Raw genomic sequence first — 16,597 nt, 5'->3', positions numbered from 1 at the left:
CTTTATCTGCTCTACTTATGGTAACTTAAGAAGCAACCGAAGGCGCGCAAGTTACTCAATTTACTTTATTTGGCGCTAAAAAGAGTTGAATATTATGAACTATATTCTAGTGTAGCAAACAGATTGGATAAAATAACAAAAAAATCCCTGATTTTGCATGTTATTTTATCCAACAAGCGCCTAAAAAAACGATTTCACGGCGCTGAACTGATTACTTGCTTGCTTGATAGACAGTAAATTTGGTGTTTTTTGCTAGGACAGTAAACTTACCGAATTGTTGTTCCAAAATAGGTGGGTACTTTAAAAAGTTATTAGCAACAATCTGTACTTGAGCGTTGGGCTTTAAAAAGCCTTTTGCTTGCTCTAAGAACCGCTCAGCGATACCGTAGTCAGTAGCAATGCCGGTGTGAAATGGTGGGTTACTTATAATGAGGTGATACTGACCGCTAACTTCATTCATACCATCACTTAAAATACATTCAGCTGTTAAGTTGTTCAATGTAAGTGTTTGTTGTGTTGCATAAAGAGCGAGTGCATTAACATCTAAACAAGATAGTTTCAGTTCTGACTGTTGTGTACCAACAAATGTGGCGATGATACCTGCACCACAACCGAAATCTAAGATTTTACCTTTGTAAGGCACTGGTATATTTTCAAGTAATAGTCGTGTGCCAACATCAAGTTTACCGTGGTTGAATACACCCGGTAAGCTTACAGCTGTAAACTCTTGCTCAGCCACTTTGACTGTAAACAGGCTTTGGTAGCGTTTTATATCGAAACTTTCAAACGGCTCAAGTTCAGAAAACTCATATAATACACAATGCTTTGCGCTATCTAATTTATAAAATTGTTCCGCAAACGGTTTTAATTGTTTTTCTACTGATTTAACACCACCTTTATTATCCCCCACAACCAATAGCCGTGTATTGTTGTTTGCGATTGAGCGGATGTTATCAAGCATCATTAATGCTTCAGGCTTAGACTTTGGATAGTAGTAAATAATTAAATCAAGTGATTCAAGAGAGGGGAGTTTGCAGTCGACAAAACTGTGTACATCTGGGTATTTGCTTGAGTCGTTATGATCAGCAACATTATAGCTAAATGCATTAATGGTTGCATTAGGGTTAAGCTGACTTAATTGTGACAAAAAGCCATCACGGTTGGTATTGATGACTAAAATATTGCTGCCACTGAGTTCTTCTTCATTACGAAGTAGTAATAGGCTTGGATTAGATAACTTACTCATAATTACTCATTATTAAGAGCCTTTAAAGACCCTTGAACAGTTTTATACCAATTGCATTTAATAAATTGTCAACTATTGCGGCAGATAACTGGCTTAGTAACAAGGCAAAAATTTCGATATGCATTATTCTACATGAATAATTTTTAACGCCGTTAATGAGCTATTTAGTCCACTAGAATGATCAATGTATTAAGAAAATTTGTTTTATTTGTGTTTAGGCTTACTGAGTGCGCTTAAACATTAGATCCCAAACGCCATGACCAAGACGGTGGCCGCGTTGCTCAAATTTCGTGAGTGGGCGGTTATCGGGTCGCGGTACAAAATCGTTAGCTTCAGAGATGTTTTTATAGCCGGGCGCTGCTTGCATCAGGTCAAGCATATGCTCCGCGTAGTTTTCCCAATCAGTAGCCATATGGAAAACACCACCAATTTTTAGTTTGCTACGCAAGCTTTCTACAAACTCAAGTTGTACGATACGACGCTTATGATGACGCTTTTTATGCCATGGATCAGGGAAAAACAATTGCATTGTTGTTAGGCTGCCATCGGCAATGCAATCAGCCAGCACTTCTACGGCATCATGCTCAAATACACGCAGATTAGTGACTTGTTGTTCATCCGCTTCCATTAAGCAGGCACCTACACCTGGGCGGTGAACTTCAATACCGATAAAATTAAGCTCCGGCGCATTTTTTGCCATTTCGACTAAAGATTTCCCCATGCCAAAGCCAATCTCTAGCACCACACCGTTGTCATTTCCAAAAATTTGAGAAAAATCGAGCATACCTTGGCTGTGCTCTAACCCCATAGCAGGCCAGCATTTATCAATAGCAGCTTGTTGACCTTTGGTTAAACGACCTTCACGCTTAACAAAGCTACGCACTTTACGAATATATTTACCTTCTTGCTCAGCTTGCGCTAGCGTGGTTTTACTCGATTCATTCATAATCAATTCTTCGGTGTAAAAAACGGGCGCATATTATCCCTATTCGAGGACATAAGTACAATAGCTTGACTGTTTTTAAAAGCACCATACACTGGCGAGCTATAAAAATGTTTAAAAATAGTGTGTTTAATGCAGGTATCTAGTGAACAAGCAAAGTGGTTTGCCGAGCAGGTCGTTAATTGGTATCACCTACATGGTCGAAAAACGTTACCTTGGCAATTAGAGAAAACGCCTTATAAAGTGTGGGTCTCTGAGGTCATGCTACAGCAGACTCAGGTAATTACTGTGATCCCATATTTTGAGCGTTTTATGGCGCGCTTTCCAACTGTCGACGCGTTAGCTAAGGCTCCAGAGGACGAAGTACTTCACCATTGGACGGGGTTAGGATATTACGCTAGGGCTCGAAATCTTCATAAAACAGCAAAAATCGTGAGCAATGAGTATAAAGGAGAATTTCCACAGTCACTTGAGCAAATGATGGCATTACCCGGGATAGGGCGCTCTACCGCAGGTGCTATATTATCCTTGGCGCTTGGTCAGCATCACCCCATTTTAGACGGCAATGTAAAGCGTGTGCTAGCTCGCTTTTTTATGGTGCAAGGGTGGTACGGTGTGAAAAAAGTTGAAAACCAGCTTTGGGCACTCAGTGATGCAATTACACCAACAAGTAATGTTACAGAGTTTAACCAAGCGATGATGGATTTAGGTTCAAGCACTTGCTCTCGTAGCAATTTTGACTGCGAAGCTTGTCCATTGATGAGTCAGTGCTTGGCGTTTAAACATGAGCAGGTTAAAGCCTATCCTAACTCTAAACCAAAAAAAGAAAAGCCTAAGAAGCAGGCGTATCATTTAATTGTAAATACGCATAACAAAGTACTTATGGAAAAAAGGCCTAGTTCAGGCATTTGGGGCGGGCTGTTTGGTTTTTTTGAGTTTCAATCATTTGAAGACGTAGAGCAGTTTGTTGCTCAGCAAGGATTTAAAGGCCAGATAAAGTCATTAGAGTCGTTTGTTCATATATTTACTCATTTTGAGTTAACGATTCACCCGCAAGTACTCAAGCTAGACAATATTCCTGATTTTGCTCATGAACAGCCAATTATTTGGTATGATGTAGAGCAGCACCCTGAGGTAGGGCTTGCTGCGCCAACCAAAAAGTTGGTTAAAGTCCTCAGCACAATGAGTTAGACTAGTTAATCTCAGTTTTGGATAAGCGAACTTGCCCAATAAAGCTATTTTGCCCACTATCTGCGTTGCTTTTATTTTTAATAGCCAGCTATTGCTACATAAAAGCACCTTGATATTGAACAAAATATCATCATTGGATGATAAGTAATGTGAGTTATTACATATTTACTATTTCAATACTCTAATCCAAATCTGAGGTTAATTATATTCTTCTTCAATTTAATTTGGAAAACGTTATGGCACGTACTGTATTTTGTCAAAAGCTACAAAAAGAAGCACCCGGTTTGGACTTTCAATTATACCCTGGTGAGGTGGGTGAGAAGATTTTCAACAATATTTCAAAAGAAGCTTGGCAGCAGTGGCAGCATAAACAAACTATGCTAATTAATGAAAAGCACCTCAATATGATGGATCCTGAGCACCGGACATTGTTAGAAGAACAAATGGTGGGCTTTTTGTTTGAAGGCAAAGAAGTTGAAATTGAAGGTTATCGCCCACCAGATAAAAAGTAAGTTAAAAACTAAAAAGCCGCAAATGCGGTTTTTTAGTTTTTAATACAAATACGAGTGTTTAATGATCTCGAGCAACTGATAATTCGGCGAGCGTAACGAGTGCGGTTTTGTATGGCGAGTCAGCCAAAACAGTCAAGTAATCGATGGCTTTTTGTGCTTCATTTTTCGCCTTTGCCATTGTAAATTCCAGCGCATTAGTTTGTTCTAAGGTCGCTAGAATATCGTTAAGGTAAGCCATACCATTACCTGTTTCTATAGCTTCACGTATTTGCTCAACTTGCTGTTTGCTGCCATGTTGCATTGCATATATCAGTGGTAATGTAGGTTTACCTTCGGCTAAGTCATCACCTAAGTTTTTACCCATTTGTTGCGCATTAGCACTGTAATCTAAGACATCATCTACCAGTTGAAACGCTGTACCTAGGTGCATTCCGTAAAGTTTTAGAGCCTCTTGTACTGCTTCTGATTGCTTAAGCACCACAGCAGGTAACATTGTTGCCGCTTCAAAGAGCTTGGCGGTTTTGCTGTAGATAACTTGCATATAACTTTGCTCTGTCGTGTCAGGGTCATTGCAGTTCATCAGTTGCAACACTTCACCTTCTGCTATCACATTAGTGGCGTCAGCAAGAATTTGCATAACTTGCATATTGTTAAGGCCAACCATTAACTGGAATGAGCGAGTATAAATAAAGTCGCCAACCAATACGCTTGCTGCGTTGCCAAATTCGGCATTAGCAGTTGGCTCACCACGACGAAGTGCAGATTCATCTACCACGTCATCATGTAGCAATGTTGCTGTGTGGATAAATTCTACAATGGTCGCCAAAGTGATATGTTGGTCATCAGAGCACGCTAGCGCTTTAGCAGTTAGTAGAGTGAGCATTGGGCGAATGCGCTTACCGCCGCTATTAACAATATACAGGCCAAGTTGATTAATTAAAGCAACTTCAGATTGCATTTGCGCATGAATAAGTTGATTGACGTTAAGCATGTCAGGTTCGATTAACGTCTGGATAGTTTTGATATCCATTGTGCTCCAAGCCAAAAATAAATTTACGATATACAGCGCGAGTGTACTACAAAATTCTAACTAGCTCGATATTTTGTCCTGATCTGGCCGAAAAAATAACTTATACCCGATATGTTGTTGATTATTTAGGCTGCTTGTTTATTGGTTCATATGCTTTTGCAAGTGGTCTTAAAAGTGTAAAAAAGCGCTTTGGTTTGGTGGTGTTTTTGGATAGACTAACAAAAAATAATGATTCGCCCTCAAAGCTGTCACTTTTTATTCATTTTCTACAAAAATAAGGTTGCTTGTATTTAAGCATTAGCGTAAACTTCGCGCCCTATTGAAGAATATTAAGTTGCGTCGATTTGAGGGCGCACAGACGGAGTTAATTATGTACGCGGTTTTCCAAAGTGGTGGTAAACAGCACCGTGTGACTGAAGGTCAAACAATTCGTCTAGAGAAATTAGACGTTGAAACTGGTGCAGCAGTTGAATTTGATTCAGTACTTCTAGTTGCTGATGGTGAGAAAATCGAGATCGGTGCACCGTTCGTAAACGGTGGCAAGATAACAGCTGAGGTTGTTTCACATGGTCGCGGTGAGAAGATTAAGGTCGTTAAGTTTAGACGTCGTAAGCATTCTCGTAAGCAGATGGGCCATCGTCAATGGTTCACTGAAGTTAAAATCACTGGCATTAGCGCTTAATTTAGAGGTACAGAAAGATGGCACATAAGAAGGCAGCTGGTAGTACTCGTAACGGTCGCGATTCAGAAAGTAAACGCTTAGGTGTTAAACGTTTTGGTGGCGAATCAGTGTTAGCGGGTAACATCATCGTTCGTCAACGTGGTACTAAGTTCCACGCTGGCACTAACGCAGGTATCGGTAAAGACCATACAATTTTTGCAAAATCAGACGGTAAAGTTGTTTTTGAGCAAAAAGGTCCTTTAAACCGTAAATACGTTAGCATCGTTGCTGAGTAATCGGTCAAAGATTTAAAAAACCCCGCTACGGCGGGGTTTTTTGTTTGTCTAAAGTAAAACTTATCAGCTTAAGCAGGTTTTTATTACTTGATGTAATAATGATTCATGCTTTATTGGTAAAGGTATTATACTTCGGTATTAGAACCCCCCAGTCAAAAGAGAGTAACCATGAAGTTTGTCGATGAAGTTGAAATTCGCGCAGAAGCGGGCGATGGCGGGAGTGGCATTGTGTCATTTCGTCGTGAGAAATATGTCCCTGATGGTGGCCCTGATGGCGGCGATGGTGGGGATGGTGGTAGCGTATATTTAATTGCTGATGAAAATTGGAATACGCTAATTGATTATCAATTTGAGCGTTTTCACCGTGCTGAACGTGGTACTAATGGCCAGTCAAGAAATTGTACGGGTAAAAAAGGTAATGATTTATACATGAAGGTGCCAGTAGGCACACGTGTAAGCGACGTTGATACCGAAGAGTCTTTGGGGGACTTAACGCAAAATGGGCAAAAGCTCTTGGTTGCTAAAGGTGGCTTTCATGGTCTGGGCAATGCGCGTTTTAAATCAAGTGTAAACCGAGCGCCACGCCAAAAAACATTGGGTACACCTGGTGAAGTACGCAACTTAAAACTAGAACTAATGCTGTTAGCTGATGTTGGTTTGTTAGGGCTACCAAATGCGGGTAAGTCTACTTTTATTCGTAGTGTGTCAGCTGCTAAACCAAAAGTTGCTGATTATCCGTTTACAACGCTTATTCCAAATTTAGGTGTAGTTAGACCTGAAGCAAGTAAGTCTTTTGTTATTGCAGATATTCCAGGTTTGATTGAAGGTGCATCAGAAGGTGCCGGATTAGGTATTCGCTTCTTAAAGCATTTAGAGCGTTGTCGAGTATTATTACACATTATTGACGTTATGCCTGTGGATGGGACTGATCCAGTTGATAATGCATTCTCTATTATCAATGAACTTCACCAATATAGCCCAAAACTAGCAGAAAAGCCGCGCTGGTTGATCTTAAATAAGATTGATCTATTGCCACAAGAGGAAGTAGATTCAATTTGTGAGCGTATTGCTAATGAATTAGATGCGCAGCAGGTGTATCGTATTTCGGCTATTAATAAACTCAATACGCAAGCGCTGTGTTACGACATTATGACATTACTTGAAAGTATGCCAAAAGATAAGTTTGAAGCAGAAGCCGAGCAAGAGGAAGTTGAATTTAAGTGGGATACTTACCACCGTAAAGCAACTAAAGATGCCAGTGATGATGACTGGGACGAAGATTGGGATGACGACGATTATGATGTTGAAGTTATCTACGAGAGATAAGTATACTTACGTTTATAAATAAGGGCTGTTTGGCCCTTTTTTAATACTAAATTATTAATGAGGTTTGATGTGATAGTTTCCATGATAGCGGCGATGGCAAACAACCGGATTATTGGTCAAGATAACCAAATGCCATGGCATTTACCTGCAGATTTACAGCATTTTAAAAGAGTGACTTTGCACAAGCCTGTTGTTATGGGAAGAAAGACATTTGAATCAATAGGGCGCCCATTGCCGGGCAGACGTAATGTTGTGATCACTCGAAATGCTAACTATCAAGCACCGGGAATTGAAGTGGTAAATTCTCCAGATGCAGCATTGGCGCTTCTTAGCGATGTGCAAGAGGTTATGATTATTGGTGGTGGTCATATATATGAACAGTGCTTACCTTTGTGCGACCGCTTATATCTGACGTTTATAGACCTAGAAGTGGTAGGGGATACTTGCTTTCCTGATTACACAAAATCTGCACATTGGCAGGTAACTGAAGAGCAGCTTTGTGATGCCGATGAAAAAAACCTACATAGCTATAAGTTCGTAACTTTGAACAAAAAAGTATGAGTTTATTGCTAAATTTTGTGCAACTTGTTACAATTACACTCGTTTTGGGGTACGAATAAAGTATTAGAGGGTGTTTGAAATGAAATTATCGACTGTGCTTGTGTCAGTTTCTTTGTGTGTGGCTTCTTTATCATTTAGCCATCAGGCAAATGCGAGCGAGCAATTAGCAATATCACTGTGTGAATATATTGCAGCAGATGACAAAAGTAGCTTACGTAAAAAGCTGAAAAGTTCACGTGTTAAAATCCGTAATATTTTTGATGCTGTTTTGTGTAACGGCAACAATATGCTTCGCCATGCAATTGTAAATAACGCAGCTGATGCGGGCGAGTATATCGTTAAAAACTTACCAAAAAGTACTCTAGCTGATGGCGCTGAAATAGCGTGGGCAGAAGGTAATGGCCACAGTGGTTCGCCTCTTATCGCTGTAATTAAAGACAGAGCAGGTCTTTAATAATTTAAAGAATTAACGTCTAGTTGTGTGCAACTAATTAGACGACCAAGAAAAGCCTCACTTAAGTGGGGTTTTTTTGTGCCTGTTTATTCTGCATGGCGTACTTTTTTACGCAAAGAGTGAGTAATTTAGCTCGTTATAATGAGTAATGTTTTAATAAAATTAGAGTTTATTATTTTAAAACTCTTATCCTAACTTGAGGTTAAATAGGTGTGGCTAAAAGGTATATCAAAAGAAGAGATGTTCCCCAGCGGCGCGGATGCGGATGTCAGCCCTTGAACCCTAAGGTTCAAGGCGGAACGCAACAACTCACCGTAGGCTTCTCGGTACATGCCAAGCATGCTCAGTAGCAAGTAAACTACATTCCTAAATAAAGTTTATCGGCTCAGGGACTTAATCTACTGTCCTACGAGCTAGGGAACACCTTTAGTATATAAAACATCGAGGCAAGTCGAAACCATAAAACGCAAATAGTTGTGTGTTTGCTGAGTTTTTATGCTTTGCTGCTATTTTAATAATCAGAGTGCTTGAATTTTAGTCCATAGGATACAATTGCTTGGAGTTGCTATACTTGCAGTGTTAGCATTAAGTGACTGTACGCGAAAAAAAGTTGATCAGATGAGCGAATTAAACGACTACACGCAAGCACAATTGTTGCTTGAAAAACACGATATTTTTGTTGCCCCAGCTGAAGTACATGGTGCCATCAGTGGTTTGTTGGCATGTGGTTTAAATATTGAAGAAAAAGAATATTTAGGGTTACTGAGCGATGTATTCAACGAAGGTCAGAACTTTAGCGAAGCGCTAAAACAGTTTTTTGCTCGTATGTACAAGCATGTGGTTGAGCATTTTAGCGACTCTGAATTTCACTTTGAACTATTTTTACCCTCTGAAGATGAGTCATTACTTGATCAAGCTAATGCATTAGTGGCTTGGGTGTCAGGCTTTTTGCTTGGTTTTGGGCTCAAGCAAAAAGACTATGGCAAGTTATCAAATGATGTTAAAGAAGTGATAGGAGACTTTACTGAAATAACGAAGCTTGATAGTCACTTTGATGAAACTGAAGAGGACCAGCAAGCCTTGCATGAGATCATTGAATATATTCGTGTATCGGCCATGTTGTGTTTTGCTGAAATGGGCAAAGACCCTGCAACAACTTCTAAGACGATACACTAATGATTGAACAAAAAGAGTTTTTAAAGCGCAGAACACACCTTTTATCACAGCTAGATAAAAACTCTGTGGCAGTCATTCCCGCTGCTGTGGAGCTAACTCGTAGCCGAGATACTGAGTTTCCATTTCGCCAAGACAGTGACTTTTTTTATTTAACGGGTTTTAACGAACCAGACGCAATACTAGTACTTTGCAAAGACAAAAGTGAGCAACTGGTCTCACATTTATTTTGTCGAAGCAAAGACAAAATTGCGGAAATTTGGCATGGTCGCCGCGTGGGTTATGAGCAAGCCAAAAAGCAATATTTGTTTGACAATACTTACCCACTTAGCGAACTTGATGAGAAGTTGCAGGAGTTAGTTAATAGTAAGCGTGTTCTGTATTTTGGGCAGGGAACTTATAGTGCCTTTGACGATAAAGTATGGAGTTTACTAAATACGCTACGTAGTGCACCTAAAAGAGGTTTTCGCGCGCCAGAAATAATCAAAGATATCCGCCCGTTGATTCATGAAATGAGGTTATTTAAATCTGAGCCGGAAGTTGCGGTGATGCGCAAAGCAGCGCAAATCAGTTGCGAAGGGCATAAAAGAGCAATGCGCTTTGCCAAAGCAGGAGTAACTGAGTATCAACTAGAGGCTGAATTACATCATCATTATGCTATGAATGGTGCGCGTCACCCAGCTTATGGCACAATTGTAGGTTCGGGAAATAATGCCAATATTTTGCATTACACCGAAAATAGTGACGTGCTTAAAAACGGTGACTTGATACTAATTGATTCAGGCTGTGAGTTAGAAGGGTATGCAGCTGATATTACCCGCACATTTCCGGTTTCAGGAAAATACACCGAACCTCAAAAGCAAGTGTATGAACTGGTATTAAAAGCGCAGCAGGCAGCTTTTGCACAAGTAAAGCCGGGTAGTACTTTGGTCAAAGCAAATTACGCAGCTATGAAGGTAATGACGACAGGTTTGATCCAACTCGGTATTTTAGCCGGTGATGTTGATACACTTCTAGATAACCAAGCATGCAAAGCATTTTATATGCATGGTCTTGGGCATTGGCTAGGTCTTGATGTACATGATGTGGGTGAGTACAAACTTGACGAAGCAGACAGGCCGTTTGAACCCGGTATGGTGTTAACCATTGAGCCCGGTTTATATTTTGATGAAGATGCTCAAATACCAGAACAATTCAAAGGTATAGGTATTCGCATTGAAGATGACTTACTCATTACTGAAGATGGCTTCGAAAATCTTACTGCTGCGGTGCCTAAATCAATCGCAGACATAGAAGCGCTCATGCAACGCTAGGAGAAAAGGTTGCAACAATTCGATATCCTAATTGTGGGTGGTGGCATGGCTGGTGCTACTGCTGCACTGGCAATAAGCAAGCTTAATGCAGATTACAAAGTTGGGGTTGTTGAAGCTTTCGCGCCCAAAGACAACGTCCATCCAAGTTTTGATGATAGGAGCATAGCATTTGCCCAACAGTCGGTTGTTTATTTACAAAGTTTAGGGCTGTTTAAGTCAAGCTGGACATACGCGCAGGCAATAAAACAAGTCAATGTATCTGACAGGGGCCACTTTGGTAAAACCCAAATAAACCATGATGACTACCAATGTGATGCATTGGGTTATGTGGTTGAAGTGAATCCATATGGTGCTTTTTTACATCAGCAGCTTAATAGCGCAGGCGTGACCTTATTTTGTCCAGCTAGCGTGACTGAGCTAAAGCAGTGTGATACTCAGGTTGAGATAACACTTAGCGATGCTCAACAGCTGAGCGCTAAATTGTTGATAATAGCCGATGGGGCGCAGTCTCCTACCCGCACTTTACTTAAATTTGACTTTAGCAGTGTTGTATATGAGCAAGGTGCGCTCATTGCGAATATTCAAGTTCAAGGTGGGCATAATGGTAAAGCGTTTGAGCGTTTTACTGAGCACGGTCCTATGGCTTTATTACCAATGAGTGATGATAGATATTCGCTGGTTTGGTGTATGAATAACACACAGTTAGAGCCGTACCTGCAAATGGCTCCTGAGCAATTTGTAGCCCAGTTACAGCAAGCATTTGGCTATCGAGCTGGCTTATTTACACATGTTGGAATGAGAAGTAGCTACCCTTTGATGTTTGGGCGTGTTGATAAAGTCGTAAGCCATCGTTGCTTGCTAATTGGTAATGCTGCACATGCCATTCACCCTATTGCAGGACAAGGTTTTAATTTGGGGTTGCGTGATATTCAATGCTTGGTGACGGTGTTAGCCAATACAGACAAGCAAGAATTGGGTAACTACCATTTTACGCGCAGCTATGAGCTATCTCGTGAGCAAGATATTAATATGGTAATGACTCTTACAGACTCATTGGTGCGTTTATTTTCTAACTCTTCGCGCTTAGTCGCATTAGGGCGAAGCTGTGGTTTATTTGCTATGGCACTATCTACTCGTTTAAAAGCGCCGCTAGCTAAACAGTTAATGGGCCATGTGCTCAAAGGAAATATTAAATGAAGCAAGTTCAAGTTTGTATTGTAGGTGGTGGGGCGGTAGGCTTAACACTTGCTTTAGGCCTTGCTAAAGCTAATATCAGTGTGCAAGTTATAGATAGTAATTCACAACCTAGAGCACTGGCAGAAACTTATGCAAATCGAGTCAGTGCAATTAGTTTAGCCAGTCAAACTTTGTTTGAGCGCTTAGCTGTGTGGCAAGATATTATTGAGATGCGTGTAGCACCTTATACGCATATGGATGTACGAGACCAAGATAGCTTTGGAAAAATAGCGTTTAATAGCCAAGAGCTCGACTTGCCTGAGTTAGGCCATATTATTGAAAATGACGCTATCCGCTTTGCGCTTTTTAATAAGCTTTCTCAATTTAGCAATGTGACCATGGCGTTTAATACGAGTTATCAAAGTATTCACCAAACGGATACGGATGTTTTAGTAACACTTGAGTCGGGTGAGCCGATTATGGCTAAATTATTGGTAGCTGCAGATGGGGCAAATTCAGCTATTCGTCAGCAGTTTAAAATGCCTCTGACTTTTTGGGACTATGATCATCATGCTATTGTGGCTACTGTGAAAACGCAATTATTTCATGAGTTTACAGCGAGACAGGTTTTTTTGCCGACAGGACCTCTGGCGTTTTTACCGCTGTCAGATGAGCATCACCACTCAATTGTTTGGTCTACGTCACCAAATGAAGCCGCGCGACTGATGGCGTTATCAAAAAACGAATTTAATAAAGCGCTTAACGTTGCAATTGATGGTCAATGCGGATTGTGTGAAGTGGCAGATGATAGAGCTGTATTTCCACTTAGAATGCGTTATGCAAAGCAGTGGTTAAATAACAAGGTAGTGCTAATGGGCGATGCCGCGCATACTATTCATCCACTTGCGGGCCTTGGTATGAACTTAGGGCTAAAAGATGCGGCCCTTTTGATTGACTTACTAAGTGATGAAAAAAATAAAGAGTTTGCTAGTCATAGAGTATTAAGAGAGTACGAACGCACTCGTAAGCTTGATGCACAAAAGCATATTGCTATGATGCAAGGCCTCAAAGAGTTGTTTGAAGGTGCTCATCCTTTGAAAAAGTTGGTACGCGGGGTTGGCTTGAGTTTGGTTGATAATCTTGGACCAATTAAGCACCTTTTTGTCAAAGAGGCTGTTGGCAAGTAGGCAGTTATTTGGAACAGGTCCTGACCTTCGTCAGGATGACAGCGAAAAGACTTGGGCTTCGAGTTGTTGTAGATTTACCGTTACCCAGAATTACATGAACTACATGAACTACATTAACTGTCACCCTGAACTACTACATACCTTGTCACCCTGAACTTGTTTCAGGGCCTAGGTGATATAAGCGTCTAACTTTGGTAAAGGTGAAAAACAATGATGAACCCGAGTATTCAGCCTAGCCGCAAAGCAATAAACTCTGCTAATTTATCTACTGCATGCACTGACTCAGCTGAGTTTTTAATTAAACAAATGCCTATTTGCCCAAGCTCGGGTAAATGTGCTGTGTGGCTTTGATAATTTAGCTCACTGGGTACTGTGCTTTTTGCTAATACAGTGATCCCCAACCCTTCCTTGAGAGCAGCAATTAAACCGGTTAAGTCGGCATTACTATAAATAATACGGTGTTTTATACCGGCTTGTTGCAGTGCTTCAATTGCTCGGCGACGATAAATGCATCCCTCAGGTGCGGTAACAAGTGTTACTTGTTGTGTACTTGCTTTTGACAAGTCGCCCACCCATACCAGTTGATCTTGCATAAATATGGGATAATGGGCAGAGTCCAACTGCTCATTGAGTGCCAGTACTAAGTCAAATTGGTCTTGTCTTGAACTTGACAGCAAGTGTTTACTCAGTCGAGACTTTACCTCCAGCGATACATCAGGATATAAAGACACAAAGTCGCCAATAATTGATGGCAATATGCGTGCCGCAAACTCGCTGGGTATACCTAAGCGTACTTTTCCTGTTACGCTTTCAGAGGTGAACTGCTGAATTATGGCATCGTTTTGTTGCAGCATTTGTTTAGCGAGGGGCAATAACAATTCACCATATTGGTTTAGTACTTGCCGTTGACCCTGCTTTTTAAACAGTTTGCAATTGAGCATCTCTTCCAAGCGTTTTATTTGTAGCGACACGGCAGGCTGTGACAAGCCAAGCAGCTCACCCGCTTTTGCAAAGCCACCTACGTCGACTACAGTGACTAGGGTGCGTAAACCATCAATCGATAAGTTCTTCATATTAATAAATACTATTTAACAAAGCTAATTACATAAGCATTATTTATCAATGGATAAATAATTACAATTTGTTGTTGGCTTTTATGGTTAATATACTGCTCACCAATCAAGTTTTAATTAAGGTGTCATTATGACATTTGCTCCGACCATGTTTGCAAAACATCGCCAAGGCATTACACCTGCTATTAATAGCATGGCGGCGACACACAATCTGACCGTGTTAGATTTTAGCGGTTTTGAAGCAACCCCTTTTTTAAGTCAACAAATGGGTTTAAACCTTAATAAGTTAATGGCACCGGGCCTTGGCATTCAAGGTAAGCTTGATGACGGCCAACTCTACAGCGTGTATTATTTTAGTGAAACCGCTTACCGTTTTGTAGTAGATAGTGGTGCGGTGGCAATTTTAAAGCAGTTTGTAGCCAAGCATGTTGATGATTATGACATAGAGTTGGTGGTGCGAGATGATTTAGCCATTACCACTTTGTCGGGCCAGCTCGCATTTGATACGATTGTTTCTAGTTTTGAGCTTACACCTGGCTTAAGGCTCTCTGACGAACTTGTTTGCTATGGCAGGCAAAGTGGTGAAGTATTCGTAACCTCTGTATTAGAGCAAGGTGAGCAACGTTATCAGCTAATTGCACAATTGCCAACGCTTAATAAATGGCAAACGACATTGCAAGCACAAGGCTTTAACCTAAACTAGAACAAACCAACAAGGGCACTCATTATTTGAGCGCCCTTGTTGCTATTGAATTAACCCCACCTCGTTTGAGGCAAAGTTCAGCAAGGTTGCTTGTTGATAATTTTAAAGTGAAGGACTGATATGACTTCTAAAACAGTGTTACATGCTAAGCACCTTGAAGCTGGCGCGAAAATGGTGGACTTTCATGGTTGGGAAATGCCAATCAATTATGGTTCACAAATTGAAGAGCACAACGCGGTGCGCACCGATGCTGGTATGTTTGATGTTTCTCATATGACCATTGTTGATGTTATAGGCGACGATGCAAAAGCGTTTTTGCGTAAGCTTGTAGCCAATGATGTTGCTAAGTTAACAAAGCCGGGTAAAGCACTTTACACAGGTATGCTTAATGAGCAAGGTGGTGTGATTGACGACTTGATCATCTACTTCTTCACTGAAACAAACTATCGCCTAGTTGTTAATTCAGCAACGCGTGAAAAAGACTTAGCACACATTGCAAGTGTTTCTGCAGGTTTTGCGGTTGAAGTAACAGAGCGTCCTGAATACGCAATGATTGCTGTGCAAGGCCCAAATGCTAAAGCTAAAACAGCAAGTATTCTTGATGATGCGCAAAATGCAGAAGTTGAAGGTATGAAGCCATTTTTTGGTGTGCAAGCGGGCGATTTATTTATTGCCACAACGGGCTACACAGGTGAAGACGGCTATGAAATTGTGGTACACAATGATGGTGCCGCAGATCTTTGGCAAAAATTATTAGACGCAGGGGTGGCTCCGGCTGGCCTAGGCGCACGTGATACGCTACGTTTAGAAGCGGGCATGAATCTGTATGGTTTAGATATGGATGAGTCTGTATCGCCACTGGCTGCAAACATGGCGTGGACTATTGCATGGGAGCCTGCGGATCGTGACTTTATTGGTCGTGACGTGCTTGTGCAACAACGCGCTGATAAAAGCACTGACAAGCTGGTTGGCTTAGTCTTAGAAACTAAGGGTGTACTTCGCGGTGGATCTAAAGTTATCGTAGAAGGTGGCGAAGGGGTGATCACTTCTGGTACATTCTCACCAACTTTAGGCTTTAGTGTGGCATTGGCACGAGTGCCTCGCTCAACGGGCGATACAGCACAAGTTGAAATGCGCAAAAAGTTAGTTGACGTAAAAGTAGTGAAGCCTTGCTTCGTACGTAACGGCAAAGCAGTAATTTAATATTAAAATAGGGTGCATTAAGCACCCAAAACACCGAACCAAAGGAACAAAAAGATGAGCAACATTCCTAGCGAGTTAAAGTACGCACCTTCACACGAATGGGTTCGCGCTGAAGGCGATGGCACTTACACTGTAGGTATCACTGAGCACGCTCAAGAACTTCTAGGCGACATGGTATTCGTTGAATTACCTGACGTTGATGATGAAGTGGATGCAGGTGAAGACTGTGCAGTTGCTGAGTCGGTTAAAGCAGCATCTGATATTTATGCACCAATCACAGGTACTATCGTTGCAGTCAACGAAGATCTAGAAGACGCGCCTGAGACTGTAAACAACGACGCTTATGGCGATGGTTGGTTATTCCGCGTTAAAGCATCTGACGTGTCAGAGCTTGAGAACCTGCTAGATGCAGAAGGTTACGCGAATACTATTGACGAAGACTAAGCAGTTTACGTTTAATTAAAGGCCCCATTTATGGGGCTTTTATTGTTTCGCACAAAATTTTTCCCTGTGTGCCTTACCACATAGGGTGATATTGATTTGTTACTC

General features: G+C 41.1%; 18 protein-coding genes and 1 other RNA gene. 14 read left to right on the top strand and 5 right to left on the bottom strand.

Features of this window, described 5'->3' with window-relative positions:
* Nucleotides 1-211 precede the first annotated feature (211 nt).
* Together SANK73390_RS07545 and trmB are read right to left on the bottom strand one after the other, a co-directional pair.
* Nucleotides 212-1,246, bottom strand: a complete 1,035-nt coding sequence (locus SANK73390_RS07545) for a methyltransferase (protein ID WP_462765106.1) — start codon at nt 1,244-1,246, stop codon at nt 212-214.
* A 220-nt stretch (nt 1,247-1,466) separates the two neighbouring features.
* Nucleotides 1,467-2,192, bottom strand: coding sequence for a tRNA (guanosine(46)-N7)-methyltransferase TrmB (trmB, locus tag SANK73390_RS07540; protein ID WP_462765104.1), 726 nt, complete (start codon nt 2,190-2,192; stop codon nt 1,467-1,469).
* 129 nt (nt 2,193-2,321) lie between these two features.
* Between trmB and mutY the strand changes: the two genes are divergently transcribed.
* A complete protein-coding gene (gene mutY / locus SANK73390_RS07535; RefSeq protein WP_462765102.1) occupies nt 2,322-3,380 on the top strand; it encodes an A/G-specific adenine glycosylase in 1,059 nt (352 codons plus the stop codon).
* Nucleotides 3,381-3,616: 236 nt separating this feature from the next.
* Nucleotides 3,617-3,892: an oxidative damage protection protein gene (locus SANK73390_RS07530; protein ID WP_261592595.1), complete on the top strand. Its 276-nt coding sequence runs from the start codon at nt 3,617-3,619 to the stop codon at nt 3,890-3,892.
* 58 nt (nt 3,893-3,950) lie between these two features.
* Here the strand turns inward: SANK73390_RS07530 and ispB are convergent, their stop codons facing one another.
* A complete protein-coding gene (gene ispB, locus SANK73390_RS07525; RefSeq protein WP_261592594.1) occupies nt 3,951-4,922 on the bottom strand; it encodes an octaprenyl diphosphate synthase in 972 nt (323 codons plus the stop codon).
* A 370-nt stretch (nt 4,923-5,292) separates the two neighbouring features.
* On the opposite strand from ispB, the gene rplU reads away from it, so the two are divergent.
* From rplU to SANK73390_RS07500, 5 genes are all read left to right on the top strand, one after another.
* Complete coding sequence (gene rplU / locus SANK73390_RS07520; protein WP_261592593.1) at nt 5,293-5,604, top strand: 50S ribosomal protein L21; 312 nt, start codon at nt 5,293-5,295, stop codon at nt 5,602-5,604.
* A 17-nt stretch (nt 5,605-5,621) separates the two neighbouring features.
* Entirely contained in the window at nt 5,622-5,879 is a 258-nt protein-coding gene (gene rpmA / locus SANK73390_RS07515) for a 50S ribosomal protein L27 (protein ID WP_261592592.1), read from the top strand.
* 168 nt (nt 5,880-6,047) lie between these two features.
* On the top strand, nt 6,048-7,205 hold the full coding sequence (gene cgtA, locus SANK73390_RS07510; RefSeq protein ID WP_462765099.1) for an Obg family GTPase CgtA: 1,158 nt from the start codon (nt 6,048-6,050) through the stop codon (nt 7,203-7,205).
* A 69-nt stretch (nt 7,206-7,274) separates the two neighbouring features.
* Nucleotides 7,275-7,766, top strand: coding sequence for a type 3 dihydrofolate reductase (folA, locus tag SANK73390_RS07505; RefSeq protein WP_462765097.1), 492 nt, complete (start codon nt 7,275-7,277; stop codon nt 7,764-7,766).
* A gap of 79 nt (nt 7,767-7,845) precedes the next feature.
* The gene (locus SANK73390_RS07500) at nt 7,846-8,220 is read left to right on the top strand and encodes a DUF3718 domain-containing protein (protein ID WP_462765095.1); all 375 of its coding nucleotides are present in this window, start codon (nt 7,846-7,848) and stop codon (nt 8,218-8,220) included.
* Between the two features lie 240 nt (nt 8,221-8,460).
* Here SANK73390_RS07500 and ssrS read toward each other — a convergent pair.
* A non-coding RNA gene (gene ssrS / locus SANK73390_RS07495) (6S RNA) lies at nt 8,461-8,643 on the bottom strand.
* A gap of 195 nt (nt 8,644-8,838) precedes the next feature.
* Here ssrS and SANK73390_RS07490 point away from each other — a divergent pair.
* The 4 genes from SANK73390_RS07490 to SANK73390_RS07475 are packed head-to-tail and all read left to right on the top strand — an operon-like array spanning nt 8,839 to nt 13,069.
* Nucleotides 8,839-9,396 carry a UPF0149 family protein gene (locus SANK73390_RS07490; protein WP_261592588.1) on the top strand — a complete coding sequence of 186 codons (558 nt, stop codon included), beginning with the start codon at nt 8,839-8,841 and terminating at the stop codon, nt 9,394-9,396.
* Nucleotides 9,396-10,706 carry a Xaa-Pro aminopeptidase gene (gene pepP, locus SANK73390_RS07485; RefSeq protein WP_462765093.1) on the top strand — a complete coding sequence of 437 codons (1,311 nt, stop codon included), beginning with the start codon at nt 9,396-9,398 and terminating at the stop codon, nt 10,704-10,706. The genes SANK73390_RS07490 and pepP overlap by 1 nt, the downstream gene beginning before the upstream one ends.
* A gap of 9 nt (nt 10,707-10,715) precedes the next feature.
* Entirely contained in the window at nt 10,716-11,903 is a 1,188-nt protein-coding gene (gene ubiH / locus SANK73390_RS07480; protein ID WP_462765091.1) for a 2-octaprenyl-6-methoxyphenyl hydroxylase, read from the top strand.
* The gene (locus SANK73390_RS07475) at nt 11,900-13,069 is read left to right on the top strand and encodes an FAD-dependent monooxygenase (RefSeq protein ID WP_462765089.1); all 1,170 of its coding nucleotides are present in this window, start codon (nt 11,900-11,902) and stop codon (nt 13,067-13,069) included. The genes ubiH and SANK73390_RS07475 overlap by 4 nt, the downstream gene beginning before the upstream one ends.
* Before the next feature lie 227 nt (nt 13,070-13,296).
* Here SANK73390_RS07475 and SANK73390_RS07470 read toward each other — a convergent pair whose 3' ends face one another.
* A complete protein-coding gene (locus SANK73390_RS07470) occupies nt 13,297-14,142 on the bottom strand; it encodes a LysR family transcriptional regulator (protein WP_261592584.1) in 846 nt (281 codons plus the stop codon).
* 130 nt (nt 14,143-14,272) lie between these two features.
* Here SANK73390_RS07470 and SANK73390_RS07465 point away from each other — a divergent pair, with 130 nt between their 5' ends.
* From SANK73390_RS07465 to gcvH, 3 genes are all read left to right on the top strand, one after another.
* On the top strand, nt 14,273-14,845 hold the full coding sequence (locus SANK73390_RS07465) for a hypothetical protein (protein ID WP_462765086.1): 573 nt from the start codon (nt 14,273-14,275) through the stop codon (nt 14,843-14,845).
* A 120-nt stretch (nt 14,846-14,965) separates the two neighbouring features.
* Complete coding sequence (gene gcvT, locus SANK73390_RS07460) at nt 14,966-16,048, top strand: glycine cleavage system aminomethyltransferase GcvT (protein WP_462765084.1); 1,083 nt, start codon at nt 14,966-14,968, stop codon at nt 16,046-16,048.
* 54 nt (nt 16,049-16,102) lie between these two features.
* A complete protein-coding gene (gene gcvH, locus SANK73390_RS07455; RefSeq protein ID WP_261592581.1) occupies nt 16,103-16,492 on the top strand; it encodes a glycine cleavage system protein GcvH in 390 nt (129 codons plus the stop codon).
* Nucleotides 16,493-16,597: the final 105 nt, after the last annotated feature.

It is taken from the genome of Pseudoalteromonas sp. SANK 73390 (assembly GCF_054966645.1).
This window is presented reverse-complemented; position numbering and strand designations above follow the sequence as displayed.